The following is a 25,096-nucleotide window of genomic DNA, read 5'->3' on the forward strand; positions in this document are numbered from 1 at the left end:
GCTTGAGCCCCATCATGGGGCTCTTTTTTTATGCGGTCTTATGAACACAACCGTCGATCACGTCAACAACCCCACATAATCCTATTGATGGCTGCCCTATTGATGATTGCCCTATTGATCATGACACCATTGATCATGACATCATCTCTTGAATCGCTTGACCAATACGTGCCAGCGCTTTCTGTTCTGCTTTACCCCAACGGGCATAACTGATCCTCAAGCAATGACGATATTTACCTGTAGGTGAAAACATGCTCCCTGGCGCAAAACGAACACCTTCTTGAGCGAGCTGCTGGCTTAAGCGAACGCAGTCAATTTCAGGAGCACACTCAAACCAAAGCAAAAATCCCCCTTGCGGATCGGACACATGGATCGACGCTGGAAAATCTCTTTGCACCTGATCGAGCACCCGATCGCGTTGCTGCTGATACAGGCTTCTCATCCGCCGTAAATGCGTCATATAGTGGCCATCATCGATAAACCGTGCGACCGCCAGTTGGCTATGTTGAGCCGTCGACCCCGTGCTCACATACTTCATATGTAACGCTCGTTCAAAATAGCGCCCAGGCGCAATCCAACCTAGCCTTAATCCCGGGGCAAGCACTTTAGAAAAACCACTGCATAGCAGGACACGCCCCTCTTCATCAAACGACTTGATTGTGGGTTCTCGCATCGCCGCATAGTGAAGGTCACCATAGGTATCATCTTCAATAATGGCGATATCAAAGCGTTGTGCTAGGCGATAAAGTGCTTGCTTATTCGCTGCTGAAACACTGTACCCCAGCGGATTATTACAAGTGGGCGTCACCTGGATCGCGCGAATCGGCCACTGCTCAAGCGCCAGCTCCAAAGCCTCCAGACTAATCCCATGCTCAGGATGCGTTGGAATTTCCATCGCTTTCATACCGAAAGCTCGAATCGATTGCAAAGCGCCATAAAAACCGGGCGACTCCACCGCAATAATGCCCCCCGGCTCACAGACGGCCCGCATCGCAATGGCAATCGCTTCATGACACCCCGTCGTCATTAGGATTTCATCAGGATGCAGCTGTGCACCATGGTGTAGCGACATACGCGCCACTTGCGTTCTTAACAACGCATTTCCCTGAAGTGCATCATAATCCAGCATCGCGATCCCACCCGGCTGACGGCTACTCTGCGATAAAGCCTTCAACAAGGGCTTAAGCGTGGGTGTCTCCATATTAGGCGTACCACTGACGAGGCTCACCTCTTGTTCAAGCGGGCCTGGCGTTAACGCTTCAAGCACCTGATCCCATTGAGAGACCTCCACAGGTCGCTGTGTGGTTCTCCCTATAGGTGGCAAGCTAGGCCGTCTGCGTAATGCACAGACAAAATATCCAGACTTGGGGCGTGCCTCAATCAAGAACTCGTCTTCCAACTGATGATAGGCCTGCTGAACGGTTGATAGGCTCACTTGATACTCATTGGCCAAAACCCGCACCGAGGGCAAACGATCCTCAGGCCGATAAAAACCGGTTTCGATACGTGTTCTCAGTTGATCAGCCAACTGCTGGTATAAATACATTCATCTCCCCTCAAGGCTCACCCGACCTCAAGCTCAATCAAATCAAGTATTTCATTATGCGCTAAATAAAAGGCATCCAGCCCGATACAGATCTCCTTAAAAATCACCATACACTTTCTCATCACTGTCATCTGTATGGCTTAAAAAACAGAATCCTGACTCTGTATGACCCCGCCCCAAGTTTTTATGCTGGGTTCACTGAAGAATGTCCGGGAGACCGGTCTCTAATCCAGCCAAATTCCACCTAGAGATGCCAGGAGCAACAGCATGATATTAACAGCACAAGGGATCACTGCTTTTTTCGAGCGATGTCGACGTAGGCTCACACTCAAGAAGGCCGCCGATACAAGATCGGGGAAAACGACGCAAAAGAGGCCGCTTACCGCATTAGAACGACACCATTCTCGCCAAATGCTTAGACATTTGGATGCACGCTTACTGCGCGATATTGGACTCACCGAAGCCGATGCACAAAGAGAGGTAAGCAAACCCATATGGAAATAAGACACTTTGAATACACACGTATGGCCATGAAACGAATGCCACCCGCTTTAAAAAAACAGGGCATGGGTGCTGAGAGAACTGGTCGGTTCAGTCTTAACTTACTGATATCTTCAACGCCCATGTGTGTTTAATCCACGCCTATCAAGATGGCATGATATGACTGCTATCCACTGGGTGATGATCTACCTGATGAAGACGCCTATTAAATAAGGAACCACGCGTTACGCCAGCAAAGGTCTTAGCCAGCGCCAGCACGCCAAGGTCGATCAAGGGCTCAAGGATAACAACACTCATATAAGCGATGCCGAAACTCGCAACCGATGCCAAGTTCTCAGCATTCACCCCCTGGCCATACAGCGCCCAGAAGGCCACCCAAACCACGATCCCGCCCTGATAGGCTGTTGACAGCGCCAAAGCCTGACGATAAGTCACACGAACATAAAGGGTATCAGGTGCAATAAGCCGTCGAGCCAAGTGGCTCAACAACCAAAGTGGTACCAGCAAAGTGGTGACATTCATGCCATATTGGGGCAAATCGAAGGGGGCGAAGAAGAGGCCTTGCATCAATAAGCCTAACGCCAACCCCACCGCTGTGGGGCCTGCACCAAACATCAAAAACAGCGTAGACCCCAGAATCAAATGCACTTCTGAGACCCCCACCGCATGATGAGGTAGCACTTCAAAAAAGCTGAACACCAACACTGTTGTGATCACACTGCGTGATATCAGGGCATACCCGCCCCCGTCTTGACGTAGAGTCTCCCAAGCCATCCCTGCCGTAAGAGTTAAAGCACTGGTGGCAGTCAAATAGCTCAGCGCCAGCTTGGCGCCAGTGACAATTCCCGGTTCAATATGCATATTCGCTCCTGATAACACCCACCGTATTATCATGAATGAGATGAATGGCAGTTTGGGCAGGTTTCCTGGCTCGGCATCATCGCTTATCCACCTTCCCGGCGACTCACGCCAGTGGTCATTGGACTTGCTCAGCACTTACAGTTGCGGGGGCAGCTATGGCTTTGCACCATATTCCCTTCATCGCATCATGTTCGAATATCGAGGAGACAATGCGATTCCCAATCTGATGACGGGCTTACACGACTCCCGAGAGCATATCGCTCAGTCATCGCCTAGCCGACTTATCGTACTTAACTCAATGGCCAATATGGCATTCAGCACCCCATCACCCATGAGCAAGCACTTGCCTTATAGCATAAAGAGGCTGATATGAGCCAAAACATATGAATAGGATTATCGTCTAGGTCATGTCGCTTAGAAAATAAGCCACAAAAAAACCGTGAACGCTTAGCGCCCACGGTTGAATGATTTCAAATCTGGGTTATTTCAAATTTAGATTATTTCAAACCTGAGTTATTGCAAATGTTTGAATCACTCCACCTAGCCATTGGCTGGCGGATCAAAGGCCGTCAAAGGCAAGTCAGGTCCTGTATATTTCTCAATACTCACCAAGGCTGAGTTACCTGCACACCCATTGGCCAGTCGAGAAGAAGGAATATCCAACGTCAGGACATTCGCCCCACCGTTTTTACAAATACCGGTTTTTTTATCCAGATCCGGCCATGCCCCTTCATGAATACACACCGAACCTTGCTTGATGCGATCGGTGACGAATGCTCCCACCAGAACTTGTCCGCGCGAGTTAAAGGCTCTGACTTGATCACCTGTTTGAATGCCTCGCTGTTGCGCATCCTCAGTGTTGATCCAAATCGGCTCTCGATTGGCAATGGCATATTCATCGCGCAAGTGCGAATAGTTAAACTGACTATGCAACCGATGGGCCGCATGGGCCGTCATTAACTGCAACTCGCCGGGTTTAGCAGACCCCGTATACTCAGTCGGTGCCAACCAAGCAGGATGGGGAGGACAATCCTCAAGCCCAAAGCCTTCGATAGTGCGCGAATAGATTTCGATCCGCCCGCTAGGTGTTCCCAAGGGGTTTAACACAGGGTCTTCACGGAAGCTGGCGTAACGAACAAATTTCTCGGCCTTTTCATTTTCATTCATTTCGATCAACTGGTTATTCACCCAGAAGGTATCGAAATTAGGCATCGGCACACGCGCCGCACGTCCACTTTGCTGAGCGGTTTTATAAAACTCATAAAGCCACTCCATTTCCGTTTTTCCTTCGGTGTAAACATCATGCCCCCCCGCCTTAAGGCGCTCAGCCATATCAGCAAACACATCAAAGTCATGGCGTGCTTCCCATTGCGGCGGCACTACTTGTTTCATCGGGACCAGATGCTGATTACTGTAATCACCGGTCATGGTCATATCATTACGTTCAAATGATGTCGTAATCGGCAAGACAATGTCAGCATGCTTGGCTGCAGCGGTCCAATAGGGCTCCGAAATGACCACCAGTTCAGGTTTCTGCCACGCCCGAATCAAGCGATTGGTATCCTGATGGTGAGTAAAGTTACCCCCACCCGCCCACCAGATCATGCGAATATCCGGGAATGTCCGTGTTTCGCCGTTATGGTGATACTCGCCGCCAGGGTTCTCAAGAGCCTCAACAATACGCGCAACAGGGAAACTCTGAACCGCCCCTGAAACCGCCCAATCGTTCCCCGCCGAAGAGCCGCCATTAATGGACGCAGAAATGGCGGGCAACACACCGGCATCACGAGTGGGATTACCGCCGTTGGAATAATGGTAAGACAGGCCAAAACCACCGCCTGGCAAACCGATTTGTCCCAGCATGGCCGCAAGCGTCACCAGCATCCAGTGACGTTGCTCACCATATTGCTGGCGTTGCATTCCCCAACCGGCCATCAGCATAGTGCGCTGTGCAGCAAACACTTCGGCCAGTGTTTCCAATTGTGCCGCAGGCACACCGCAAATCTTTTCAGCCCACTGCGGCGTTTTGGGAATACCATCGTCCTTGCCGAGCAAGTAATCCTCAAAACGGTCGTAACCTGTGGTATAGCGCGCTAGAAAAGCCTGGTCATGAAGATTTTTATCAACCAATGCATGCGCAATGCCCAGCATCATCGCCACATCCGTCATCGGGTGAGGCGCAACCCACTCAACTCGATCGCCAAAAAATTCCACAGTTTCTGAACGAATGGGATCAATCGCAATCACCCGTTTGCCAGATTTCTTCAAATCATGGAAAAACTCAAGCCCTGCACAATCGGTTGAGGTCCAAGCAATTTTCAGGGTATTAATGGGGTTCAACCCCCACAGCACCACAACATCGCTATGCGCCAACACAACAGGGTAAGTGGTCTGTTGCTCATACACTTCCACCGAGCCGACGACGTGCGGCATGATGACCTGCGCCGCCCCCGTTGAGTAATCACCTAAGTGGCCGGAGTAGCCCCCCGCCATGCTCATATAGCGCTGCAATAATGTCTGCGCCTTGTGCAAAATGCCACTGGAGCGCCAGCCATATGAACCTGCAAAAATCGATGCGGGGCCATACGTCTTACGAATCCGCATATGCTGCCGATGGATCAGGTTGTAGGCCTCATCCCAAGAGATACGGACAAACTCATCATCCCCACGCGTCCCTTCGGGGTTTTCCGGATTTGCCAGAAACCCTTTACGCACCATGGGATATTTAACCCGCGCCTGGGTATAGACCTGATCCGGCCCAGTGGTTTGCAAACTATTCGGGACGGTCTGCTTTAACGCATTGGTTGTCGCCACCAGCTTGCCATTGCGAAGCTCACATAGCATCGGCCCCATACGACCGGCAGTCAGTACGGCACGACCATCGGCCACAGGGTTGGCCCATGACACAGGTGCGAACGTGGAAAAAGCGAGTGCAGCGCCTGCCCCCTTGAGGAACCCGCGACGTGAAAGTTCAGTCTTCATCTTTGCTGTCCTTATTCCTGCTCGTGGGCCACATCTTTGGCGTGATGCTGGAAGTATTGAGTAAGAATCTCTAAATTCGCTTTAGAGATATCAGTACGAGCCCCCATGCTCTTAGCCACAGGTCCCCAAGCATTAACGGTGTAATGATCGGCCGGGATCTTGGCATGACAGGTTGAGCAATAGACGTTATCGAGTGTTTCGGCATAATCCCATACCGGCGCCAAAGTACTCAGAACAGGCTGATCAATCTTCGCTTTAAGCACAACAGAGCGCCACTCATTACCATACACATCCGCCTCATAAGCACTGGCTTCCAATGCTTTTTGTCCAGCATCGGTCAACATACCGATGACCGCACGCTGGCCCAGAGCACGATACAACACCTGCTCAGCGCCCTTCATTTGGTAGCCAGTCAAACGCACAGTGCGTTGTTGTTCGCCATCAGACTCGATCACCTGCAAAGCCGTGGTCGGCTGTACAGTCCCCAGTGATTGATCAGCATCCAATGCTGTTAACGCCATCGGCTGAACGGGATAAACCTGCGCCGCATCACGCGGTGTATGTTGAGCTTGAGCGACTAACTCATCAAAAGCGCTGGAATCCAGCTCAACCTCAGGCGCAAAGTGAGCAACGCCTTTATGGCAGTTAATACAGGTTTCACCATTTTCCTGCGCGTAACGGTGCATCTGAGCGGCATCACGAGATTGCGCGTACTGCTCCATCGCCTCATAAGTATGGCAACTACGACAAGTCGCGGAATCATTTTCACGAAAACGCGCCCAAACCGTCTCAGCCATCTCTTGGCGATGTGCTTCGTATTTCTCAGGGGTATCAATCCGCCCGGTCACGAATTCATGATAAACATCTTTGGAGGCGCCTATTTTACGCATGACATAATCCACCGGCGTGGGCGGAATATGGCAATCAGAACACTCGGCACGAATCCCTTTGGCATTACTGAAGTGAACAGAGCCTTGATACTCTTGATAGGGTTGTTCCATGGTGTGGCAGGAGACGCAAAACTCCGTGCTGGAAGTGTAGTGGAGTGCTGCAACCGTCCCCCCAAGCACAGCCCAGCCCAATACTGCTCCCAGCGCAAGCGTCACGATCAGCGCAAGATACCTTTTTTTTATCGACATAATTACAGCTAACTCTCAACAAGTTATAGAGACGAACACCGTTCGTCCTTCCAAGCTAAAGAGTTATAGCAGAATCACATTGATATATATCAATCGGCCATGAATCACCGCCTGACCTTTTTGTAACTTTTATAAGCAGTACAATTCATCACCACAGGATGCAACAGCTATATCTTTAAATCATTGAGTTTAAAGTGAATTCTTCACTGCACATGAGAATCATCCACACTCATCACATCTCCGCCACCTAACGCTTGATAAAGCGTGGCCTGAGCTTGCAAACGTTGAAAGTGATTTTCCAACAGCGACATCTGCGCTGACCGTCTTTGCTGCTGCGCATCCAACCAATTTTGCATACTGACAGCCCCTGCTTGATAACGGCTTTCATAGATCTTTTCTGCTGCCAATGCACTCTGATACTGCGCTTGAATAAAGCCATGCTGCTGCGCCAGCTGGCGGCGTGCCGATAACGCATTTTCAACATCGGCAAAGGCTTGGTAGAGCGTTTGCCGATAGCTCACCACCGCTTGCTGGTAACGATTCGCCGCCAGCTGTTTATTCAAATCCATCTGATGCCAATTCAAAAACGGCAGTACTAACCCTGCCCCTAAAGTGCCTACGGGGTTACGCAGCAGATTTTCCAACTGAGATGATGAGGTACCCACAGAACCGGTTAAGGTCAAAGTCGGCAGATACTGACTGGCGACGGCATCCTGCTCGGCTAATGCCGCACGCAACAGGCTCAGATGAGCGCGAACATCGGGCCGCCTAAGCAGCACCTCAGCAGGCAGCCCTGATTGGACTTGAGGAATAGGCTGATCGGGCAAACGCTGAATCTGTGCATTCAAGCGCTTGGATGGCGCCCCAAACAAAACAGCAAACGCATTCTGCGCTTCGACCAACTGCTGTTCTAATTGCCGTTGCGTGGCCTCTTGTGATGCTAAGCTACGGCGCGCCTCTAAGACATCCAGTTGCGAAACCGCCCCTGCCCGATACTGATCCTGAGCCAACTTGAGCGTTTGCTCAGCATATTGAATGCTGGATTGAGCCAACTGCAATCGTTGTTGTAAATAACCGATTTGCCAATAGAGCGTCGCCGTTGTTGCGACCAAACTTTGCGCTGTACTTTCGCGATCTTCCCAGCGCGCCTGGGCGGTCCAGTCGGCACTGTCTTTCAATGCGCCTAGACGATCCCATAAGTCGACTTCATAACTGATGGATGTGGTTGTGCCATACCGTCGAGTCGTCGAACCGCCGGATGTCAGCGGGCGTTGGCTGGAAGCATTGAGCGAGGCCGATAAATCCGGGTATTGATCGCGGTCCGCGATTCCGGCCTGAAGACGCGCCTGTGCTAAAGTCAGTGTCGCCAGGGCCAGATCATTATTAGTCGCCAGCACCTGTGTCACGATTTGATCTAATTGGGGGTCAGCAAATCGCTGCCACCAATGATCCATTTGCGGTGTTTGAGAGACGGTTGAGTCCGACCCGGCCTGAGCCCATTGCGCGGGCACTTCCACCGCAGGTGACGAAAACTCACTACGGGTCCAATGGCTGCATCCGGTCAAGGGCCCAACGCAGAGCCCAATCGCAAGACACAGTACCGTTTTTTTCATCATCGACTTAGATTCCCCTGCATCCTTAGACCCATGCCAGGCCTATGCCGTCTACTCCCCAGAGCGCACATCATTCCGGTCATTCACTCCCTGGCCAGCGCATCAACAGGATCAAGCCGCGCTGCATTGCGGGCAGGCAAGAACCCAAACAAGACGCCAATCAACGTCGAGCAGACAAATGCCGCCACAATCGAGGTTGTGGAATACACCATCATGATCGGGCCATCACTAGATCCAAACGGCAAGCCGATCAAAAAGGCTAAACCAATGCCCAAGATCCCCCCACCCAGACACACCAGCACCGCCTCAATCAAAAACTGACGCAAAATATCCGACTGTCGCGCCCCAACGGCCATGCGCACCCCGATTTCACGGGTCCGTTCAGTCACAGAGACCAGCATAATATTCATCACCCCAATCCCGCCTACGATGAGTGAAATCACCGCAATCATCGACACTAGCAAGGTCATGGTCAGTGTGGTTTTTTCCACCGTTTGACGAATCGTATCGGTATTAATAATGAAAAAGTCCTGAGTGCCATGACGCATCTTCAACAGGGCCACCACACTTTGCTCAGCCGCCTGAGTCGACACACCATCACGCACACGCACAGTAATCCCATTCAAATGATGCTGCCCGGTCATACGGCCTGCAACCGTGCTATAAGGCACCCAGACCTGCAACGCATCGTTATTCCCAAAAGCAGAATGATAAGGTGCCGTCACCCCGATAATGCGTACCGGTAACTGGCCTAGAAAAATGACCTGACCAATGGGCGAGCGGTCAGGAAAAAGCGATTGGCGCGTGTTGTCGTCAATCACGGCTTCCTGTGCCAGTTGAGTCACACCGTCTTGATCGAAAAACTGGCCTTGGGCGATCTGATAACCTCGAACCCGAAAGAACTCAGGTCCAACCCCTTGAATCGATGCGGAAACGGCTTGATTGCTATAACGAATCGTCGCACTGCCACTGATTGAAGGTGTCACACTGTCGGCATAGGCCAGCTGCCCCAGAGCCTTAGCATCATCCGCAGTGAGGGTACGAATTCGGCCTGCGCGGCGATCACCAAACCCTTTCCCCGGGCGAATATCCAGCGTATTAGTCCCGATCGAACTGATATTATTGAGGATTTGCTGACGCGAGCCAGTGCCCAAAGCCACCACAGAGACCACCGACGCAATCCCGATAATAATGCCCAACATGGTCAGAAAAGTGCGTAGGCGATGGGCCGACATCGCCAATAGTGCCATTTTGAAAGCTTCCGCCACCCGATCCCACTGAGCCAGCCAAGCATTGCGAGTTGGCTTGGCTGGAGATTCTGGCGGTAACCGCGGCGGCGTATCCGACTGTCGTCGGTCGTCAATGATTTCACCATCACGAATTTCAATGATTCGGTCGGCAAATTCCGCAACCTGCATATCATGCGTCACGATCACAATGGTGTGGCCAACCTCATGCAGCTCTCGCAGCAACCGCATCATCTCATCGCCACTGCGGCTATCTAGCGCCCCGGTGGGCTCATCGGCCAGAATCACATCACCGCCATTCATCAAGGCACGCGCGACACTGACCCGCTGCTGTTGACCACCACTGAGCTGACTGGGGCGATGATCCAAGCGGCTCTCTAACCCTAGGCGACTTAATAATTGCTTGGCGCGTTCACGCCGACTGGCGCGTCCCTCGCCTGCATAGACAGCGGGGACTTCCACATTGCCCACTGCATCCAGATCACCGAGCAGGTGATAACGTTGGAAGATGAATCCGAAATGCTCACGACGTAACTGGGCCAATTGATCGGCACTGAAGGTGGACACCTCACGCCCACCAATCCGGTAAGTGCCAGCACTGGGGCGATCCAGACAGCCGAGAATATTCATCAAGGTTGATTTGCCCGAACCGGACGAGCCGACGATGGCCACCATTTCGCCGCGTTCGATATCAAGATGAATATTCTTCAAAACCGCCAGCGACTGATCCCCGGCCGCAAAACGACGCTCAATACCGCGCAAAGATAACAGAGGTTCACTCATGGCTCAGAATCTTCCCCGACGACCTGAGCCTGACCCGGGTTGATCAAGTGCTTGCCCTACAATCACTTGATCGTCCGCTTCCAAGCCAGATAAAATTTGTGCATTCACCCGATTATCAATGCCAACCTCAACAGGCTTCATCTCTTTTTGCCCCTGCCCATTCAAGACAGGAACTTGAGTCCCCTCAGGCGAGCGTTGCAACACTTGAGAAGGCACTATCAACGCATCATCAGCTTGATCCAACACAATCGAGACTTGAGCCGTCATGCCAATGCGCAAGGTATGATCCGGGTTATCAACATCGAACAATCCATTGTAATAGACCGCCTCACTGTCACTGGTCGACATATCCGCATCATCGCCATTCATCGAGGTTGGTCCGGGTTCGACCGCACGTAACGTCGCCGGGTAACGATGTTCAGGCTGGCCCAAAATGGTGAAATACACCGGCAACCCGGCTTTCACCTTAACGACATCCGCTTCAGAGATCTTGGCCTTGACCGTCATCTTATCGAGCTGAGCCAGCTCGATAATGGTCGGCGTGGTCTGGTTGGCATTCACCGTCTGACCGGACTCCACCGCGGTATACACCACAGTGCCATCCATCGGGGCTCTAATCGTGGTATAGCCCAGATCCACCTTGGCATTATCCACGTTGATCTGGGCCTGCTCGCGTTGCGCAGCCAGCTCTTCCAGCTGGGCCTGATCAACCGCTAACTGAGCTTCAGCCGTTTCATAATCGGCGCGAGAGCTGGCGTTATCGGCCAACATTCGTTGCTGACGCTGAAATGCCAGTTGGGATTGATGAATTTGAGCTTGTTTCGCGGCATATTGCGCATCAACGCTTTTCAGACTGGCCTGAGCTTCCCGCAAACGGTTCTTTTGAGTACTGCTATCAATCTGAGCGACCAGATCGCCTTCATGCAACTCATCTCCCAAAGCCACCGGCAGCGATAAAATCTGCCCGGAAGCTTGAGCCCCGACATTCACCAACTTCACCGCCTGCAATACCCCATTGGCCAGAACGGTTGACTCAATCTGACCTCGCTTAACCGGCTGTGTCACATAACTGGGCGGCGTCGGCTCAGACCACTGCCAATAACCATAGCCTGACACCGCAATCAAACCACACAACACCAGCAGTCCAACCGCTAACCTACGTTTTTTCATGAATTTCAGTTCCGTCGCCTGCTTATATTACTTTTTTGAGTGCCTGCTTTTTTGACTTCAACACCATCCGGACACCTCTGACCACTCATCCGCCAAAATGTTTACGATGCCAAAAGACTGAACAGCCAACACTAAGATTCAATACACACCAAGACTCAATACACACCAAGACTCAAGACACACCAAGACTCAAGACACACCAAGGCCCAATACACACTACCGCACGAGAAGACGCTGCGCGGCAGTGTAATGGCGACGGGGTTAAAAAAGAGTTAAACACGCGAAAAAAAGAGTTAAAGATGGGGTTAAAGACAGTATTCAGAAAGGCTCAAAAACAAGTGACTCAAAAACAAGTAAGACACCTGAACCAAACCTCAACAAAAGGCCTCAGGACAAGAGGCCTCAGGACAAAAGACCTCAGGACAAAAGACCTCAAGTAATCGCATAATACCCGATCAAGTAAGTCACCGCCTGACCCGTAAGGTACACCCGATCCCCCACCCATTCAGTATCAAGATGGCCAATACGGTCAGAACATTGCACCGCATGGAGTTGATTGCGGCCCAGTCGCTCAGCCCAATAAGGCACCAATGAGCAATGCGCTGATCCCGTCACAGGGTCTTCAAAAATATGCGACTGGGGGGTGAAATAACGTGAAACAAAATCGACACGTCGATTCCCATCAACGCTTTCATCTCGAACGTTTTTACCACGCACGTTATTACCACGCACGTTATTACCAAAATAGTGAGTACCCGGCGCGGTAATCACAACACCACCAGGATCAAGGTTAATTTGATCCAGGCAGGCTCGATCGGGCCGCATCTGCTGCACAATCACCGCCTCGTCATACACCAGAATCCAATCACGGCTTTTGAAGATCGCCACAGGAGATTGAGGAAAAGCGTGCAGAATCGCCGCTGGAACCTCATCAACCCTCACCGCCACAGGCCGGCGAGCGGGAAAATCCAACTGCAATCCCAGAGGCTGCCGAGTCACCGTCAAGGGGCCACTGGCGGAACTAAACGTCACCTGATCGCCCGCGTATTGGAGATGCTCAAACACAACATGGGCCGCAGCCAGCGTCGCATGCCCACAGAGATCCATCTCTATATCAGGCGTAAACCAACGGATCGCATATTGCTCACCTTCGGGAATAATAAAAGCCGTTTCAGCTAACGCATTCTCCGCTGCCAGCTTTTGCATCACCTCATCAGGCCACCACTCATCCAGGGGGCATACCGCAGCGGGATTGCCCCCAAAGACATGATCTGTAAACGCATCCACTTGATACATGGGGTAGCGTTGGTGCCTTGAATCAACCTCGCTTTGATGGACGGCTATGATATCGCTCAATCAACACTCCTTTTCCACATTAAACCCACATCAAAAACAACGGCACATTAAACCCACATCAACAACAGCGGCGCATTAAACAGACTTCAAAGGCGGCGTATTCAGCCAATTCAAGGCTTCTTCAATCAGTTCAAAGTAACGCACTTGGCCGGTCATAAACCAATCACCAATTTTGGCCAACCGCTCCTGCCATTCGCGATTACCCACGATCGCAATACGCCGAAACTTACTGCCATGTTTCAAGCCCAGCTTGAAGTCATCCCACAAAGCACGGGCTTCCCACCCTTCAAACTGAGTGGCATCCATCAACACATCGACTTCCGGCGACCGCACGCTGCCGAGCGCCGAATCGAGCATCGGTGTCACTTGGTCAAAATCATCATGACTTAATGTGCCAATCGCCTTCATCGACACAAAAATACGGTCATCAATACGCTCAACGCCTACCGTTAAGCCATGCCGTTTGAGTATTGTCGGGGCCGACATAAGACAACTCCTTGGATCACTCGACTGAAAACCGTTCAATCACGACATCTGAAAACATTCATTCTCAAATGACACGAAGACAACAGAAACACTTTCCTTAGAGTCACATCTCAGTCCATCGTGCCCAAAGCTCAAGCGCAAAGATCATTAACCCCGAGCCAAATCAAAAAAAACCGATTAACACCATCGATTTAACACCTTGTCACCTTGTTGTAACCGACGCAGGTTGTCACAGACAGCAGCAAAGATGCCGTTGATGGACAACTGGGTCACCCCGCCGATATGTGGCGTTGCGACAATGTTTTCCTGAAATAGAGGATGCTCAGGATCAGGCGGCTCTTCCCAAAAGACATCCAACCCTGCCCCCGCCAAAGGCCCATGACGCAGTGCTTGTAACAAGGCTTCGGGCTCAACCAGCCCGCCACGCCCCACATTAATCAAATAACTACCCGGCTTCATTTTGGCGAGCGTCTGGGCATTCATCAGATGATGAGTTTCAGCCACATCAGGCAAACTCATGACGACAAAATCACTCACCGCCAACAGCTCATCCAAGCGGGACATCTCATCACACCATGCCATACCGAGCGTCTCGGCAAGCGCGGCATCCTGATGACGCTTCACACCCACCAAGGTGGCCTCAAAAGCGCGCAGCCTTCGCGCCAATGCCTGACCGATCCCGCCAACACCGATCAACCCGATCGTCGCCCCTTTCAAAGTGCCCCCAAGCGGCTGGCCCAATTGGCGTTGTTGCATCAATTGTGGAATGTGGCGAGCTTGCCGTATCAAGGCCAGCATCTGATAAATGGCCAGCTCAGCCACGGAATCGGCATTACCACTGATATCGGTTGGCACATTCGCCACAGCAACACCGCGAGCCTTGGCCGCATCAATATCAACGCCCTCAAGCCCGGCCCCCATTTGCTGAATCAGCTGCAACCGGTCAGCCGTTGTCAGCACCTCTGCAGGCACCGGGCTCATGGTTGGGATCAACACATCAACCCCGGTCAGCCGAGTCAGGTCATAGTGCCCGAGCGCTTGCCACTCAAATTCCGGCAGTGCCGCTTGATAACGTGCAAAAATACCGCCCCAGGCATCTTCAGGAGCCGCAAACAATACTTTCATCGTGTGTCCTTATGCTTAACATCAGCACCTTGTATCAGCTCAATGGCCTCGAAAAGGATCAAAGGGCCACCAGCGACGCGCCCCGACCGGCACATCATAGGTCACCACTTCAGAGGGTTTAAAAACAGGGCTTTTAAAAACAGGGGTATAACGCGCTTTCAGTGCCATCAACCGCTCAACACGATCGGCAGTCAACGGGTGGGTTCTCAACCAACGGGATTCAACCGGGCGCGTTCCGGGCCAGAACCAACGCCGTTGCTGTGCATTTTCGATTTTAACCAGCGCCTGGGCGAGGCTCTCAGGGTCGCCCGTCAACTCGACTGCGCCCAAATCAGCATCATATTCTCGCGAACGAGACAGTGCCAATTGCACCAAGGCACTCAAGGATGGCGCCATAATCAGCAACAAAATGGCCCATAAATTCACCGTCGCCATCCCCATCAGGACCATCGGCAGACTGATCAACAACAAGACCTGACCCAGACCACTGAGTAGGCGCGTCACAAAACTGAATAAATTGGCCAGCCCCATCACACGTAAATCATGATGCTGAATATGGCTAAGCTCATGGGCCAAAACCCCCAGCAGCTCATGAAACGTAAGCTGACGCAATGCCCCATCCGTCACGGCCACCGCTGAATCCTCAAGATCGCCCACTGCAAACGCATTCATCACCGGGCTTTGGACATAATACAATTGAGGCACGACCGGGAGCTGTGCTCGTTGCGCCAACACTTCAAGCGCCTGAGTGAGGATAGGGGAGCGATCAGCGGTTAAGGGCTGTGCGCCTTTGAGTCGCATCAACCACTGTGTCGATCCCTGGCCGCTGAACATAAAAAATATCAGCACTCCCGCCAGTAACCATAAAGCCCCTTGTAACCCCCAAAGAACACTGCCCAATAGCGCCATAAAACCGCCCATCAGCACCAGCAGTAACAAAGCTTGAATATAATGACGCCCAGCACGGTATCTCATAAAGCCAAGCTCTCCAGAATCACTCAACCGCCCCATTCGGCATAATCAAGGCCTGATCATGATCGGCCCATATCAAGTTAACAGTAGAGAGATGGCTACCATGACCGTTAAAATCAAGCCATTATGAGTTTTAATCACTCGACATAGACTTTAGTCACTCGACATAGACAATGAGGATTCAATGGATACACAGAAAACAGCCTCTATCGCCGAACAAGACATGACGTGGCTGAAGACCCGTTATCCCGACTTTGCTTCGCACCGCCCAGACAAACTGGAATCCATGCGTCAAGAAGCGCATCAATATACTCAAATCGTCCGACTACTCTTTTGCATGACCTTCGAGCTATTCGTCGCCATGATCGCCATCATGTTGATTTCAGCCTTTGCCCCCACCCTATCGCTTCTGGGCTCATTGATCATTGCGGTGCTGGCCTGCATGCTGGTCTGGCCATTACAGAAAGTCCTGAACCGACAAATCTACCGTTCCCAATGGGTCAGAAATTTGAAAGCGGCCTAATCCGCTCATGGCGAAGGCTAAAAGTCACGCAGGTGCTGTTCGACCGTTCCGTTTCGGCACATCATTAAATCAGCGGCTTGCCCAGGCTGCTTAACGAATAGCCCGGCATTCACAGCATGATGCTGCTTCTGCAAATTTTGGGAATAAAAAAGGGTAATCGCGGCACTCTTATAAGGTAGCGTCAGTGAATAAGCAGCTTCTTGCTGATCTTGACGCCATGGCTTGGTCGACACTTGCGATTTAGGCACCCGAAACTGGGCATCGGGTGCGGCAAGGTTCATCCCCATACGATATTCCAACTCACTTCCTTCGTCGGTGAGCAGCACATGAGTGCCCGTCGTCATCTGGCACTGAAATAACCGTGATGACTCAGCATGCACCAGAGGCGTCCAACACAGGCTGAGGCTCATGATTCCCGCGCCTAGGCTCATCACCGCACTTCGGCCCACCCCGGCCCCTCGACCCGCACGAGTTCCTAGACCCACGCTCGCCCCTAAATCATGACGACGCCCCAAGCCCGGCATGCAGCCCTTAATGATCATGCTGTACTCTCCTTCTTTACCGTAAATGTAGCGCCTGCCTTCAGTGGCCATTGACCGCATCACCTGCCAGCAATGCCTGATGCTGTTCACATAATGAAATCATAAAATCGGCAACCGTTCGGACCCGCCGAGAATGGGCCAGATCTTGGTGCATCACCAACCAAATGGTTTGTGATGCTTCGGGCACCGATTCGATGCACTGCAAACCATACTCAATACCGAGAAAATGCGGCAGCAACGCCATACCCAACCCCGCTTTAACCGCCACCACTTGTCCCAACAAGGTATTGGTCATCACTCGGGGCGCACTCGAATGCTCATGCTCTCGCCCGAGCTTAGCCGGTAAATGACCATACCCTTCTGGCCAAGCAATGAGCGGAGGTCTTTCGCCCTCCGCTCCAGATTGCGGCCCACCGTCAGCAGCAGCACGGGTGTAAAGGCCATACCCCATCAGACCGAGTCGTCGCACAATCAGTGACGTTTGCGTCGGTCGTACCATGCGAATGGCCAAATCGGCCTCACGACGCAACATATTGACACTATAAACCCCGGTCACCAATTCGACGTTCAAGCCAGGGTGCGCCGTCAACAATGATCCGAGATGAGGCAAAATCAAACTACTGGCCAGATTGTCGGCGGTCGCCATCCGCACCGTTCCGACCGTCTGCGCCTGAGCCTGGGCCTGACCTGATAAAGCTTCACCCGCACGCGCTAAAGCTTCCATACGTGGCAGCAGCGCTTGTCCATCATCGGTCAGACGATACCCTTGAGGGTGACGGCTGAATAACCGCAATGCCAATGACCGCTCCATTCGCTCCAAACGCCGCGACACCGTCGCCACACCGAGGCCTAGTTGCCGTGCTGCGGCGGTCAAAGTCCCGCTCTCCACCAGCGCCAGCACAACCTGAACATCATCCCATTGCCATTGCTGAGACATGTGACCTCACTTTGCGTTCAACCCATTTTTGCGCTTAACAGCTTTCCGATAATGAAAAACAGATTATCTTTAATGGCTATAGTTTTCAAAATCGAACCTCCTCAGAATAGCCACCATCACACTGGCAACGGATTCAAAGAGGAGACATCAGATGTCCACAAATCGCCAATCATTCGACCATTCACCGATGCCAAGACGTCACCTCGGGCGGCCGTCATCTCAAGCACCATCATCACATCAAGCACAAGCGTTAAACGTCTCCGCCATCGGGCTGGGCTGTATGGGGATGAGTGAATTCTACGGGGCACAAACACCAGAAGCCGATGCCCTAAAGTTGATGTCACGGGCCTACGCACTGGGTATCACCTTATTTGACACCGCGGATTGCTATGGCCCCCATCACAATGAACAACTGCTGGGGAAATGGATTGCCCAACAGCGCCCAACTCAACTTCAGATTGCCAGCAAATTCGGGATAGTGCGCGAACCCGGACAATATGAACGCACGTTGGATAACCGCCCGGCCTATATCAAAAGCGCCTGCGAAGCCTCGCTTCAGCGCCTGGGGGTCGAGCATATCGACCTGTATTACGTTCACCGCGTCAACCCTGAGCACCCGATCGAAGAGACCATGGACACACTGGCCGGATTGGTCCGTGAGGGCAAAATTGGCCACATCGGGCTTTGTGAAGTGAATGCTGAAACACTCCGACGCGCCCACGCAGTTCACCCGGTCACCGCGCTGCAAACCGAATACTCACTTTGGACACGGGATGTCGAAGACGAGATTTTACCCACCTGCCGTGAACTGGGGATTGGCTTTGTCCCCTACTCGCCGCTAGGGCGTGGATTCCTCGCCGGTCGGATTCAAAAACGTGAAGATTTTGAGCCTGGCGATTTTCGCGCCATGTTGCCGCGCTTTTCAGAAGCCAACTTTAATGCCAACCAAGCCCTAGCCGACTATCTGGCCCAGTTTGCCGCCCATAAACAATGCTCTCCGGCGCAACTGAGCCTGGCTTGGCTACTGGCCCAAGGTGACGACATTGTGCCGATTCCCGGCACCAAACACCTGCACTACCTGGAAGATAATGCAGGGGCACCGCAAGTCAAACTCACCGCAGAGGATCTTAAAACCATTAATGAGGCCACACAGACCTTCATCATTGCCGGTGAGCGCTACACCGAAGAGGGCATGAAAGGCGTGAACGTTTAAACGTCTAAATATTTAAATGTCTGAAAGGCATGGATATTTAAAATGCATGGATATTTAAAAGCCATGGGTATTTAAATAGCAGAACGATCACCCGCACCGCCCTCACTGAGGTGCGGGGGGTTCCGAGCCTTGCTCATCCTGCGCCATGGCTTGGGTAATGGCATCTTCCATTTGACGGAAGAGTTCAAGATACTCACGACTTTGATGTCGGGCGTCCTTGTCGTGCTGCCACGCTTTAAACAAAGCATCCGAGTGCTCCGCCTCCATTCGAGAAAAGGCCGCCATCATCCGTTCGGCCCGTTCCGGAGCGATATCCAGCGAGGTCAACACTTCACCGCCCATTTTTAGTGCAGAATGGAAGGTCTCACTCACCACCCAATCCGCCCCCGCATCACGCAGCGCATAGTTATGGCCGCGGTCAAAAGCGCGTGCCAGCACTTTAAGATGCGGATAACGACGTTTCAGATAAGCCACCAGATGTACCGCATCTTCTTTCTGGTCAATCGCCACAATAAAGACCCGTGCCTCAGCAATACCCGCCGCTTCCAGCATGGCATGACGGGTGGCATCACCAAAGAAGCTCTTGATCTGCACACGTCGCACCGTTTCCACTTGCGTTAACTGCTGATCCAATACCACCGTCTGATAGCCATTGGCTCGGAGTAACCGGCTGATAATCTGACCAAAACGACCAATCCCGGCAATCATCACCGGTGCCGACTCATTCACCTCATCTTCGGCGGTCTGCTCATTGGCCTGACCGACATAGCGCGGCTGAATCCATTTCTCGTACACAATGAACAGCCCTGGCGTCAAAAACATGGTCAAGGCGACAACGGCCGACAACATTTGCCCCAACGCTTGCGGTAAAACACTGTGTTGCACACTGTAAGACAGCAACACAAACCCAAATTCACCCGCTTGCGCCATACTCAGTAGAAACAACCACTGCTGATTCGCTTTCAGCCCAAACAGTCGTGCCAATATCGCCAAAATCAGGGCTTTCACCACAATCACCGCCACCATCAGCAGTGGAATAGTGGCCCAATGATCAAGCAGCACATCAAAGCGAACACCGGCCCCAACGGTGATAAAAAAGAGCCCCATCAGCAGGCCTTTGAACGGCTCAATATTACTTTTCAGCTCATGCCTGAACTCACTATTGGCCATCACAACACCGGCCAAAAAAGCGCCCAGCGCAGGTGATAAACCCACCAAGTTCATCAGTGCCGCAATCCCGATCACCAACATTAAAGCCGCCGCAGTAAACACTTCGCGCAACTCCGCTTTCACCACATAGCGAAATAACGGACGAGACCCATAATAACCGCCGCCAATCACCAGCACCAAGGCCCCGACCACCACCGCCGCATGAGACCATAACGGTAATGCTGACACCCATGAACGATCACTTTTGGGCACTGCGTTGGCCGCATCCATCAGCTCAGGTAACGCCAGAGCGGGGATCAGCGCCAGCATCGGAATCACCGCCATATCTTGAAACAGCAACACCGAAAACGCATTGCGCGCACCGTCCTGTTGGCTTAACCCCTTCTCAGCAAAGGTCTGCAACACAATCGCCGTCGATGACAAAGCCAGAATAAACCCGACCGTCAAAGCCGTCGGCCAGGGGGTCGACGTTAGCCAGAGGCCAAGCCCCATGAAGGCGAATGTCGTCAGCACCACCTGTAAGCCACCCAACCCCATTAAACGCGCCCGCATACGCCACAGCATCTTCGGCTCAAGTTCAAGGCCAATCAGAAACAACATCATGACCACACCAAACTCAGCGAAATGCCGAATGGTATCGGCTTCCTGCCCCACCAAACCGGCCACCGGGCCAATGATCACCCCGGCCATTAAATAGCCCAGGACAGCCCCCAGCCCCAAGCGCTTAGAAAGTGGCACCGCCACGACAGTCGCCAATAGATAAATAAAGGCCTGAATAAAATAATCCGTCATGGCACGCTTGAATAACCTCTTGATCAAAGGGGGTTAGAAACGGCGCTAAGAGCAGCCGTCGTATTAAAGGTTCAGGTTAAAAAATCGAGTCTGAATTATGGGTATCAAACATTGCCAACTCATCAATCAACTGAATCGCGGCAGGCGCGCACAGAGACTTATTGTGTTGGTCAACCCACACCAGTTCTGCAATTTCAGCATGGGCGCTGAAATCGACTGTTTCCGGCTCAGCCACAAAGCAATGCATCAATAATGTACAGTGGGGACGACCATAAGCGGGCCCCTGAATCACCGTCAGAGGCTGGATCGTCTCGGGCCGTAAACGCACGCCCAATTCTTCATGGACTTCGCGTACCAGCGCTTCAGGTAAGGACTCGCCTTGTTCAGGCTTTCCGCCCGGTATAAAAAAACGATCTTGGCCCTGAGTCCGCACGCACAAGATTTTATTCGACTGCTGATGCACCCAGGCGACACTAACCAGCACAGAGGTCTGATCAGTTGCATTTGATGAGTTAGTCATAGTCGGGGTCATACTCCTCGCTAACGTTTGATCACTGACTGACGATGGCCTCTTCGCGGGCCTGATAAAACAGCGGGTAGATGATCTACCCAATGAACGATTTTGCCTAGTCAAAATCATCCAATAACCCCAACGAATAGAGACTCACTCGCACCCCGTCACTCGATCGCCCCATGAATCCATTTACTTAGTATGATCAGTGGCTTAGGCTAGCCAAATTCAGAGAATACATAGCAGGCTATTCAGGTATGAGCAAGACGATCATGACCACGCACTGGGCCCATATCACACAGTGGCACGCTGAAGTGGTGATTGAAGAATGGATTCGGCTGGGATTACGTCATCTTTGTATTGCCCCAGGCAGCCGCTCTAGCCCGTTAGTTCTTGCTGCACAGTCGGTTCTTGCAGAACAAGCGGCTCCCGCATTACAGCTTCATGTTCATTTTGATGAGCGTGGCTTGGGCTTTTATGCACTGGGCTTGGCCAAGGCTTACAAAGCGCCCGTTGCCGTATTAACAACCTCAGGATCCGCCGTCGCGAACCTCGTCCCTGCTGCGGTTGAGGCTTGGCAAACACGCGAGCCTGTCCTTTGGGTCAGCGCTGATCGACCCACTGAATTACACCATTGCGGCGCGAATCAGACACTCGCTCAAGCCCCTTTGCTAGGGCCTTGGGTCGTGGCTCAGCACCTACAACAAGCCGCGGAACCCTCAACACACTGGCCGCAGGTATTACAACAACTGGATGATCTTTGGACGGCACTATCTGAAGGCCCAGCCCATTTGAATATTGCGTTTCGTGAGCCGCTTTATCCTACCCAAGGGGCAATAGAGGGCTCAGGCTTCACCCCTCCGCCGAATATGAACGAGTGGCTGCACGATGATCAGCCCTATCATGCTCTAACGACTCAAGCACGCCCCGACCCAAGCCACCCCGATCACGCCACCCCTACCGCAGCCGAATGGCAGGTATTCTGTCAGGGCCAGGGCGTCATCATCGCGGGCGCGCTTCAACCCCATGAGGCAAGGCAGCTTCAACGATTCCAAGCGATGCTCGGCTGGCCACTGTTGACCGAGATTCAAAGCCAGTGCCATGGTCATCCTGACACTTGGCCGGCCGATCGCAGCTTACGCGATGCCAACATTCGATCAGCGCTCAACTCGGCTGATCGTATTCTTTGGCTGGGCGACCACCTCACCAGCAAACCGTTGATGCAATGGCTTGCCTCTCGTACCGAGACCGATAAGCAAGTCGAGTGCTGGCAAGTCTGCTCTCGGCCGGGACGTCGAGATGCGGGCTTCCCAGTTAAGCGCGCCTTTACCGCCGATGTCGCCGAGTGGCTTAACACCCGCCCCCATCCAGTCGAAGCCAAAGCCTGGAACTTGCCACCACTGCCTGAGCTCACCATACCGGCCTCGACGACGGCCAACTCAACCAGCATCCGTGAAGTCGCCTTCTTTCACCTACTCGGTCATTGGCTGCCCGATCAGGCCTTATTGTTTCTGGGCAATAGCTTACCCATACGATTGATGGACAGCTTGGGCCATGCGCGATCCGTGGCGGAAGTCTTCACCAATCGCGGGGTTAGCGGTATCGATGGCATTCTGGCGACAGCCTGCGGCGTTGCGGCCGCTCGTCAACAGCCCTTGACGTTAGTCTTGGGTGATCAATCCCTGCTCCATGACCTCAACTCCATGGCTCTGGCAGGCTCGCTGACGCAACCCTTCGTGGTCATTGTGATCAATAATGGCGGCGGCAATATTTTCGACATCATGCCGATCGATTCTGCCGAGGTAAAATCTCGTTATTTCATGGCCGCCCATGAGAATGATTTCGCTCACGCTGCGGCCCAATTCGGCTGGCAGTATCAGGCGCCTCAAGACCTAGCAAGCGGTCAGGCCGCTTATCAAACAGCGCTGACACAACCCGGCCCGACCCTGCTAGAAGTGAAAACAACGCGAGGCCAAGCAGTCTCTGACTGGCGGGCTTGCTTCAGCCATACCGACACCCCCTCACAGAGCACAACCTAATGCCCATGCCCCCGGTCGTCATGTTGCATGGATTTTTGGGAGACCGCGCAGACTTTCCATTAAATTCGGCCCTGTCGTCTGCGGCTTACCCTTTGGATTTGCCCGGTCATGGGCAGCAGACTCAATATCGTCTATCCAAACACCAAGGCTTTGCAGATTTTGGCCACTACTTTGAAGCCTGTATCACCGCACTGGGCCTACAAGACTACTGGCTATATGGCTACTCACTCGGCGGACGGCTGGCATTATCCATCGCCGCACGTCAGCCCGAGGGGTTACGAGGCGTCATCCTGGAAAGTGTCCACCCCGGCCTCACCGATGCAGAGAGTCGAGTCGCACGCTGCCAACATGATCATGCTTGGGCCGAAGCCTTTCGCGAAGAACCCATGACTCAGGTCCTCGCCCGCTGGTATCAACAAGCCGTCTTTGCCAACTTATCCGAACCGCAACGCCAGCAATTGATCCAACGGCGCCAACACAATCAGGGCGCGGCAGTCGCCGATATGCTCGAAGCCACCAGCCTGGGGCGTCAGCCTGATTACAGGTCGTGGTTGAGCACACCGCACTGCCCAGTCCACTATCTAGCACCGGGGCAAGATCTCAAATTCAAGCAATTGGGTCAGGCCGTTCAATCCTGCCACCCTGATATTCAACTTCACCACTTTCATGATGCCGGACACAACCTCCATCAGGCGTGTCCTAGACAATGGCAACAAATCCTTCAGGAGATCCTACACGCATGAAATCATCCTACCCTGATATGCCGGTTCATTGGCACGACCACAGCGATGCCTTTACCGATATTCGCTACCAGAAAAGTGAAGATGGCATTGCCAAGCTGACCATTAACCGACCGGAAGTACGTAATGCCTTTCGCCCGAAAACCGTCATGGAGCTGGAACAAGCCCTGGCCGATGCCCGTCATGATCCCCACATTGGGGTGATTATCCTCACGGGAGAAGGCGAACTGGCTTTCTGTTCGGGCGGCGATCAGCGTATTCGTGGGGAAAGCGGTTACCAGGATGAACAAGGCAGCCAACACTTGAATGTGCTGGACTTCCAACGCCAGATCCGCACCTGCCCGAAACCGGTGGTGGCGATGGTGGCCGGTTACGCCATTGGCGGTGGCCATGTGCTCCACCTGATGTGCGATCTCACCATTGCCGCGGAGAACGCCCGTTTTGGACAAACCGGCCCCAAAGTCGGCTCATTTGATGGCGGCTATGGCGCCAGCTACATGGCCCGGATTGTGGGGCAAAAGAAAGCCCGTGAAATCTGGTTCTTGTGCCGCCAGTATGATGCCCAGGAAGCGCTCGACATGGGCCTAGTCAATGAAGTGGTGCCACTCGATGAACTAGAAAGCGAAACCATCAAGTGGTGTCGTGAAATGTTGCAGAACTCCCCCATTGCACTGCGCTGCCTCAAAGCGGGCTTGAATGCCGACTGTGATGGCCAAGCGGGCTTACAAGAACTGGCGGGCAATGCCACCATGCTGTTCTATATGACCGAAGAAGGCCAAGAAGGCCGTAACGCCTTCGTTGAAAAACGCGCACCCGACTTTAGCCGTTTTAAACGTCAGAGTTGATCC

Annotated in this window: 21 protein-coding genes and 1 riboswitch; of the genes, 6 read left to right on the plus strand and 15 right to left on the minus strand. The window is 52.7% G+C overall.

What is annotated here, in order from left to right:
- Positions 1-133: 133 nt before the first annotated feature.
- Entirely contained in the window at positions 134-1,546 is a 1,413-nt protein-coding gene (locus tag BFW38_RS07840) for an aminotransferase-like domain-containing protein (protein WP_068997886.1), read from the minus strand.
- 267 nt (positions 1,547-1,813) lie between these two features.
- Here BFW38_RS07840 and BFW38_RS18315 point away from each other — a divergent pair, with 267 nt between their 5' ends.
- A complete protein-coding gene (locus tag BFW38_RS18315; protein ID WP_068997887.1) occupies positions 1,814-2,050 on the plus strand; it encodes a DUF1127 domain-containing protein in 237 nt (78 codons plus the stop codon).
- Between the two features lie 141 nt (positions 2,051-2,191).
- On the opposite strand, the gene BFW38_RS07850 is transcribed toward BFW38_RS18315, so the two are convergent.
- From BFW38_RS07850 to BFW38_RS07895, 10 genes are all read right to left on the minus strand, one after another.
- Positions 2,192-2,908 carry an energy-coupling factor ABC transporter permease gene (locus tag BFW38_RS07850; protein WP_068997888.1) on the minus strand — a complete coding sequence of 239 codons (717 nt, stop codon included), beginning with the start codon at positions 2,906-2,908 and terminating at the stop codon, positions 2,192-2,194.
- 38 nt (positions 2,909-2,946) lie between these two features.
- Positions 2,947-3,126: riboswitch (cobalamin riboswitch) on the minus strand.
- Between the two features lie 322 nt (positions 3,127-3,448).
- Positions 3,449-5,890 (minus strand): molybdopterin guanine dinucleotide-containing S/N-oxide reductase, encoded by a 2,442-nt coding sequence (locus BFW38_RS07855; protein ID WP_068997889.1) that lies wholly within the window; start codon positions 5,888-5,890, stop codon positions 3,449-3,451.
- 11 nt (positions 5,891-5,901) lie between these two features.
- A complete protein-coding gene (locus BFW38_RS07860; protein ID WP_068997890.1) occupies positions 5,902-7,029 on the minus strand; it encodes a NapC/NirT family cytochrome c in 1,128 nt (375 codons plus the stop codon).
- Positions 7,030-7,232: 203 nt separating this feature from the next.
- The gene (locus BFW38_RS07865) at positions 7,233-8,645 is read right to left on the minus strand and encodes an efflux transporter outer membrane subunit (RefSeq protein WP_218186384.1); all 1,413 of its coding nucleotides are present in this window, start codon (positions 8,643-8,645) and stop codon (positions 7,233-7,235) included.
- Positions 8,646-8,725: 80 nt separating this feature from the next.
- Complete coding sequence (locus BFW38_RS07870; RefSeq protein ID WP_068997891.1) at positions 8,726-10,672, minus strand: MacB family efflux pump subunit; 1,947 nt, start codon at positions 10,670-10,672, stop codon at positions 8,726-8,728.
- A 3-nt stretch (positions 10,673-10,675) separates the two neighbouring features.
- Complete coding sequence (locus BFW38_RS07875) at positions 10,676-11,842, minus strand: efflux RND transporter periplasmic adaptor subunit (RefSeq protein WP_084004527.1); 1,167 nt, start codon at positions 11,840-11,842, stop codon at positions 10,676-10,678.
- Positions 11,843-12,274: 432 nt separating this feature from the next.
- Complete coding sequence (locus BFW38_RS07880) at positions 12,275-13,198, minus strand: PhzF family phenazine biosynthesis protein (protein WP_245686107.1); 924 nt, start codon at positions 13,196-13,198, stop codon at positions 12,275-12,277.
- A 75-nt stretch (positions 13,199-13,273) separates the two neighbouring features.
- On the minus strand, positions 13,274-13,684 hold the full coding sequence (locus BFW38_RS07885; protein ID WP_068997893.1) for a SpoIIAA family protein: 411 nt from the start codon (positions 13,682-13,684) through the stop codon (positions 13,274-13,276).
- A gap of 177 nt (positions 13,685-13,861) precedes the next feature.
- A complete protein-coding gene (locus tag BFW38_RS07890) occupies positions 13,862-14,809 on the minus strand; it encodes a 2-hydroxyacid dehydrogenase (protein WP_068997894.1) in 948 nt (315 codons plus the stop codon).
- 39 nt (positions 14,810-14,848) lie between these two features.
- Positions 14,849-15,784 carry a zinc metalloprotease HtpX gene (locus BFW38_RS07895; RefSeq protein WP_069000306.1) on the minus strand — a complete coding sequence of 312 codons (936 nt, stop codon included), beginning with the start codon at positions 15,782-15,784 and terminating at the stop codon, positions 14,849-14,851.
- 181 nt (positions 15,785-15,965) lie between these two features.
- On the opposite strand from BFW38_RS07895, the gene BFW38_RS07900 reads away from it, so the two are divergent.
- On the plus strand, positions 15,966-16,304 hold the full coding sequence (locus BFW38_RS07900; protein ID WP_068997895.1) for a hypothetical protein: 339 nt from the start codon (positions 15,966-15,968) through the stop codon (positions 16,302-16,304).
- 17 nt (positions 16,305-16,321) lie between these two features.
- Here the strand turns inward: BFW38_RS07900 and BFW38_RS07905 are convergent, their stop codons facing one another.
- Together BFW38_RS07905 and BFW38_RS07910 are read right to left on the minus strand one after the other, a co-directional pair.
- Entirely contained in the window at positions 16,322-16,897 is a 576-nt protein-coding gene (locus tag BFW38_RS07905; RefSeq protein ID WP_139116577.1) for a hypothetical protein, read from the minus strand.
- Positions 16,887-17,783: a LysR family transcriptional regulator gene (locus BFW38_RS07910; protein WP_068997897.1), complete on the minus strand. Its 897-nt coding sequence runs from the start codon at positions 17,781-17,783 to the stop codon at positions 16,887-16,889. The genes BFW38_RS07905 and BFW38_RS07910 overlap by 11 nt, the downstream gene beginning before the upstream one ends.
- A gap of 151 nt (positions 17,784-17,934) precedes the next feature.
- Between BFW38_RS07910 and BFW38_RS07915 the strand changes: the two genes are divergently transcribed.
- Positions 17,935-18,996, plus strand: coding sequence for an aldo/keto reductase (locus BFW38_RS07915; protein WP_245686108.1), 1,062 nt, complete (start codon positions 17,935-17,937; stop codon positions 18,994-18,996).
- Between the two features lie 102 nt (positions 18,997-19,098).
- On the opposite strand, the gene BFW38_RS07920 is transcribed toward BFW38_RS07915, so the two are convergent.
- On the minus strand, positions 19,099-20,958 hold the full coding sequence (locus tag BFW38_RS07920) for a monovalent cation:proton antiporter-2 (CPA2) family protein (protein ID WP_068997898.1): 1,860 nt from the start codon (positions 20,956-20,958) through the stop codon (positions 19,099-19,101).
- Between the two features lie 76 nt (positions 20,959-21,034).
- Complete coding sequence (locus tag BFW38_RS07925; protein WP_175400953.1) at positions 21,035-21,478, minus strand: NUDIX hydrolase; 444 nt, start codon at positions 21,476-21,478, stop codon at positions 21,035-21,037.
- A gap of 263 nt (positions 21,479-21,741) precedes the next feature.
- Here BFW38_RS07925 and menD point away from each other — a divergent pair, with 263 nt between their 5' ends.
- From menD to menB, 3 genes are read left to right on the plus strand one after another with little or no spacing between them, the layout of a single operon-like run.
- A complete protein-coding gene (menD, locus tag BFW38_RS07930; protein ID WP_068997900.1) occupies positions 21,742-23,508 on the plus strand; it encodes a 2-succinyl-5-enolpyruvyl-6-hydroxy-3-cyclohexene-1-carboxylic-acid synthase in 1,767 nt (588 codons plus the stop codon).
- Positions 23,508-24,251 (plus strand): 2-succinyl-6-hydroxy-2,4-cyclohexadiene-1-carboxylate synthase, encoded by a 744-nt coding sequence (gene menH, locus BFW38_RS07935; protein ID WP_068997901.1) that lies wholly within the window; start codon positions 23,508-23,510, stop codon positions 24,249-24,251. The genes menD and menH overlap by 1 nt, the downstream gene beginning before the upstream one ends.
- A complete protein-coding gene (gene menB / locus BFW38_RS07940) occupies positions 24,248-25,093 on the plus strand; it encodes a 1,4-dihydroxy-2-naphthoyl-CoA synthase (protein ID WP_068997902.1) in 846 nt (281 codons plus the stop codon). The genes menH and menB overlap by 4 nt, the downstream gene beginning before the upstream one ends.
- Positions 25,094-25,096: the final 3 nt, after the last annotated feature.

The organism is Terasakiispira papahanaumokuakeensis, assembly GCF_001709345.1.
Classification (GTDB): domain Bacteria; phylum Pseudomonadota; class Gammaproteobacteria; order Pseudomonadales; family Halomonadaceae; genus Terasakiispira; species Terasakiispira papahanaumokuakeensis.

Excerpts from the sequence above, each read along its gene's own strand:
- BFW38_RS07840 (WP_068997886.1), bottom strand. The coding sequence starts at position 1,546 with ATGTATTTATACCAGCAGTTGGCTGATCAACTGAGAACACGTATCGAA.
- BFW38_RS18315 (WP_068997887.1), top strand. The coding sequence starts at position 1,814 with ATGATATTAACAGCACAAGGGATCACTGCTTTTTTCGAGCGATGTCGA.
- BFW38_RS07850 (WP_068997888.1), bottom strand. The coding sequence starts at position 2,908 with ATGCATATTGAACCGGGAATTGTCACTGGCGCCAAGCTGGCGCTGAGC.
- BFW38_RS07855 (WP_068997889.1), bottom strand. The coding sequence starts at position 5,890 with ATGAAGACTGAACTTTCACGTCGCGGGTTCCTCAAGGGGGCAGGCGCT.
- BFW38_RS07860 (WP_068997890.1), bottom strand. The coding sequence starts at position 7,029 with ATGTCGATAAAAAAAAGGTATCTTGCGCTGATCGTGACGCTTGCGCTG.
- BFW38_RS07865 (WP_218186384.1), bottom strand. The coding sequence starts at position 8,645 with ATGATGAAAAAAACGGTACTGTGTCTTGCGATTGGGCTCTGCGTTGGG.
- BFW38_RS07870 (WP_068997891.1), bottom strand. The coding sequence starts at position 10,672 with ATGAGTGAACCTCTGTTATCTTTGCGCGGTATTGAGCGTCGTTTTGCG.
- BFW38_RS07875 (WP_084004527.1), bottom strand. The coding sequence starts at position 11,842 with ATGAAAAAACGTAGGTTAGCGGTTGGACTGCTGGTGTTGTGTGGTTTG.
- BFW38_RS07885 (WP_068997893.1), bottom strand. The coding sequence starts at position 13,684 with ATGTCGGCCCCGACAATACTCAAACGGCATGGCTTAACGGTAGGCGTT.
- BFW38_RS07890 (WP_068997894.1), bottom strand. The coding sequence starts at position 14,809 with ATGAAAGTATTGTTTGCGGCTCCTGAAGATGCCTGGGGCGGTATTTTT.
- BFW38_RS07895 (WP_069000306.1), bottom strand. The coding sequence starts at position 15,784 with ATGAGATACCGTGCTGGGCGTCATTATATTCAAGCTTTGTTACTGCTG.
- BFW38_RS07900 (WP_068997895.1), top strand. The coding sequence starts at position 15,966 with ATGGATACACAGAAAACAGCCTCTATCGCCGAACAAGACATGACGTGG.
- BFW38_RS07905 (WP_139116577.1), bottom strand. The coding sequence starts at position 16,897 with ATGGCCACTGAAGGCAGGCGCTACATTTACGGTAAAGAAGGAGAGTAC.
- BFW38_RS07910 (WP_068997897.1), bottom strand. The coding sequence starts at position 17,783 with ATGTCTCAGCAATGGCAATGGGATGATGTTCAGGTTGTGCTGGCGCTG.
- BFW38_RS07915 (WP_245686108.1), top strand. The coding sequence starts at position 17,935 with ATGTCCACAAATCGCCAATCATTCGACCATTCACCGATGCCAAGACGT.
- BFW38_RS07920 (WP_068997898.1), bottom strand. The coding sequence starts at position 20,958 with ATGACGGATTATTTTATTCAGGCCTTTATTTATCTATTGGCGACTGTC.
- BFW38_RS07925 (WP_175400953.1), bottom strand. The coding sequence starts at position 21,478 with ATGACTAACTCATCAAATGCAACTGATCAGACCTCTGTGCTGGTTAGT.
- menD (WP_068997900.1), top strand. The coding sequence starts at position 21,742 with ATGACCACGCACTGGGCCCATATCACACAGTGGCACGCTGAAGTGGTG.
- menH (WP_068997901.1), top strand. The coding sequence starts at position 23,508 with ATGCCCATGCCCCCGGTCGTCATGTTGCATGGATTTTTGGGAGACCGC.
- menB (WP_068997902.1), top strand. The coding sequence starts at position 24,248 with ATGAAATCATCCTACCCTGATATGCCGGTTCATTGGCACGACCACAGC.